Origin of the sequence: Spongiactinospora sp. TRM90649 (assembly GCF_029382225.1) — a bacterium.
Classification (GTDB): Bacteria; Actinomycetota; Actinomycetes; order Streptosporangiales; family Streptosporangiaceae; genus Spongiactinospora.
The window spans coordinates 1-3,942 of sequence record NZ_JARLTC010000082.1 but is presented as its reverse complement, the minus strand read 5'-3'; the positions used below and the strand labels follow the sequence as shown (position 1 = coordinate 3,942).

The 3,942-nt window shown below is 74.8% G+C and carries 1 protein-coding gene; it reads right to left on the bottom strand.

Annotated elements, in window-relative coordinates; all coding sequences use genetic code 11:
• Positions 1-3,942 (bottom strand): amino acid adenylation domain-containing protein (locus P3X83_RS43005; RefSeq protein WP_277311229.1); only part of this gene is annotated, 3,942 nt, incomplete at both ends.

The window sequence follows — 3,942 nt, the reverse complement described above, 5'->3', positions numbered from 1 at the left end:
CTACGGGATTGGTAGGCGGCCGACAGGTCGTGGGCGAGGGGCCGCATGGACCAGCCGTCGGCGGCGATGTGGTGCAGCTCGATCACCAGCAGCCAGGTGGCGGGACCCTCCTGTACCAGGCTCACCCGGATCGGCAGCTCATTGGCCAGGTCGAAGCGGTGCCCCTCGGGGTTCCGGTCGATGACCAGCAGCGCGCGGGCCTCGTCCGGGGTCAGCAGGTGCTGGAAGGGCTCGCCGTCCATCTCCCGGAACAGCGTCCGCAGCGGCTCGTGCCGCTCGATGAGGTCGCCGAACGCGAGACGCAGGGCGTGCGTGTCGAGCGCGCCGTGGAGACGGGTGTGCAACGGGACGTTGTAGATGGTGCCGCCGTCCAGGCGGTGCAGGAACCACAGCCGTCGCTGGGCCGGGGACACCGGCACGCTCGCCGGGCGTGGCCGTCCGCCGAGTGCCGGGAGCGGCGTTTGGGCGGCCTCGTCGAGATGAGTGGCCAGGCGGGCGGGGGTGGGCGCGTCGAACAACGCCCGCAAAGGGACGGGATGGCCGAGCGCCGTCTGCACGCGGTTGACCGCGCGAACCGCCAGCAGTGAGTGCCCGCCCAGCTCGAAGAAGTCGTCGTCCGTCCCTACGCCGGGCAATCCGAGGACCTCGGCGAAGATCGCACAGAGCAGTTCCTCGCGCGGGGTGGCGGGCGCGCGGGAGGTACCGGCCTGGACGGCGGGCGCGGGCAGCGCCGCACGGTCCAGCTTCCCGTTCGCCGTCAGCGGCAGCGCGTCCACCGCGACGTACACGCCCGGCACCATGTACTCCGGCAGCGCCCGCGCGAGGAAGTCCCGCAACTCAGCCGACGCCGGCGCGGCCTCGCCGGAAGAACGGACGTAGGCCACCAGCCGCCGGTTCCCCGGAACGTCCTCCCGGACCAGCACCGCCGCCTGGGCCACCCCCGGATGCGCGATCAGCGCGCTCTCGATCTCGCCGGGCTCGATCCGCAGGCCGCGCAACTGCACCTGGTCGTCCGCGCGTCCCAGCAGGCGCAGTGTGCCGTCGGCGTCGCGGCGGCCCAGGTCGCCGGTGCGGTACATCCGCTCGCCCGGCCCGCCGTACGGGTCGGCCACGAAGCGGGCCGCCGAAGCGCCCGGCCGGTTCAGGTAGCCACGGGCGAGCCCGGCCCCGGCGAGGTACACCTCGCCGGGCACGCCCGCCGGGACCGGCTGGAGGGAGGAGTCCAGCACGTGCACGCGGGTGTCGGCCAGCGGACCGGCCCACGTTCCCCGCTGGTCGTGGTGCCAGCCGTACGCCTCGACGGCGCACTCGGTCGGGCCGTACAGGTCGTGCACCAGCGTGCCGGGCAGCGCCCGCAGCCGTTCCCACAGCGCCGGGGGAGTGGCCTCGCCGCCCACGCTCAGTACCTGCGGGACGTGGGTGCCCGGGTCGAGGAACCCCTGGCCGGTCAGCTCCAGCAGCAGGCTGGGCGTGGTGTCCAGGTAGTCGATGCGCTCTTCGCGCAGATAGCAGAGCAGCCGCGCCGGGTCGGCGCGCGTCTGGTCGTCCACGACGTGCAGCTCGTGCCCGGCCAGGAGCCAGAGCAGTTGCTCCCACGACCCGTCGAAGGAGAACGAGACCTGGTGGACTACCCGCAGCGGTCCATCGGCCCGCGCCGCTGCGGGGTCGATCACGTCGCGCCGCTGCGAGGCGAACAGGTTGCTCAGCCCGCCGTGGGTGCCGACCACGCCCTTCGGGACGCCGGTGGACCCCGAGGTGTAGATCACGTAGGCGGCCGCGGCCGGTGGCACCCGGACCGGGCCGGACGGCACGGCGGTCACCGGGGCGTCCACCATCACCGGCGGAACCCCGGCGGGCAGGCGTCCGGCGATCTCCGGCGTGGTCAGCACACAGGCCGCCGCCGCGTCCGCCAGCATCCGCGCCTGCCGCTCGGCGGGCAGGTTCGGGTCGATCGGCAGGTACGTCATCCCGGCGGCGAGCGTGCCCAGGATCGCCGGGACCATCGCGTCGCGGGGCAGCGCGAGCCCGACCACCGTCTCACCCGGCGAGCCGTACGGCCGCAGCAGCCCGGCGACTCCGTTCACCCGCGCCGACAGCTCGGCGAAGGTCAGCCGGGACCGCTCGGTGACCAGCGCGACATGGTCCGGCCGGGCGCGCGCCACGTCGGCGAACAGCTCGGGCACGGTCCGCGTCTCCACCGGCGGGCCGCTGTCGTTCCAGGTGCTGAGGGCGGCCCGCCGCTCGTCGTCCAGGAGCACCCGTAGTCGCCCGACCGGCGTCTCCGGCCGCGCGGCCACCTGCGCCAGCACGCCGATCATGCGCTCGGCCAGCCGCGCCGCGCTCGCCTCGGACATGACGTCGCGGGCGAACCCGAGCAGCAGGGTGAGCGCGTCGTCGTCCTCGACGTACATGAAGTCCAGGTCGAACTGGGCGGCCTCGTCCGCCGTGGGCAGCCACTCGACCGGCAGCCCGAGCACTCCGGACGGCTCGCCGTCCTGATGGCGGTAGCTCAGCGCCACCTGGAACAGCGGGTTGCGGCCCGCCGCGCGCACCGGGTGCAGCGCCTCGACGACCTGCTCGAACGGCAGGTCCTGGTGGTCGAAAGCGGCCAGGTCGGTCTCCCGGACCCGGTCGAGCAGATCGGTGAACGCCGGGTCGCCGGATACGTCCGTGCGCAGCACGAGGGTGTTCACGAAGAACCCCACGAGGTCGTCGAGCGCGGCGTCGGCCCGGCCGGTGACCGGGACGCCCAGCGGGATGTCGCCGCCGCCGCCCATCCGGTGCAGCAGCGCCGCCGTACCGGCCTGGACCAGCATGAACATGCTGACCCCGCGTTCGGCGGCCAGGGCGCGCAGCTCCCGCGCGACCTCGGCGGGCACCTCGGCGCGGATCACCCCGCCGACGCCGCCGCGTTCGCCCGGCCTGGGGGCGTCGAACGGCAGCGGGATCTCGTCGGGCAGCCCGGCGAGCGCGCGCCGCCAGTAGGCGGTCTGCCGGGCGCTCAGGCTGTCGGCCGAGGCCGCCGGGTCGCCGAGCAGCCGCGCCTGCCACAGCGTGTAGTCGGCGTACTGCACGGGAAGCGGCGCCCAGCCGGGTGCGCGCCCGGCCGCGCGCGCCGTGTACGCCGTGGTCAGGTCGGTCAGGAAGGGCCGGTCGGACCACTCGTCGGTGACGACGTGGTGCAGGACCAGCACCACCGCGTGGTCGTCCGGGCCGAGCCGGAGCGCCTCGGCCCGCAGCAGCGGGCCGGTGGCCAGGTCGAACGGCGGGCGCGCCGCCTCGGTCACCCGGGCGGCGAGGTCCGCCTCCGCGCACCCGCCGACCCGGAACGGCACGCGGGCCGTCGGCGCGTCCACGATCCGCTGCAGCAGTTCGCCGTGCTCCTCCACGAGCACCGTGCGCAGCGTCTCGTGCCGCGCGACCACGTCGCCGAGCGCCGCCCGCAGCGCCTCGGTGTCCAGTTCGCCGCGCACCCGGAACACCATCGGCAGGTTGTAGGCGACGCCGTTCTGGGCCAGCCGTTCGATCAGCCACAGGCGGCGCTGGGCGGGCGAGGCCGGGATCCGCTCCGGTCGCTGGACGGCCCGCAGCGGCGGGCGCTCCGCGTCCTGCGGCCCGAGCCGGTCCGCCAGCAGCGCGGGCGTGGACACCTCGAACACGTCGCGCAGCGTCAGCGTGGTGTTCAGCCGGGCCCGCACCCGGGCGATCACCCGCGTGGCCAGGATCGAGTGCCCGCCCAGCTCGAAGAAGTCGTCGTCCGCGCCGACCTCGGGCAATCCGAGGACCTCGGCGAAGATCGCGCAGAGGAGTTCCTCACGCGGGGTGGCGGGCGCGCGGGAGGTACCGGCCTGGACGGCGGGCGCGGGCAGCGCCGCACGGTCCAGCTTCCCGTTCACGGTGATCGGCAGCCGGTCGATGACCACCAGCGCCGGGACCATGTAC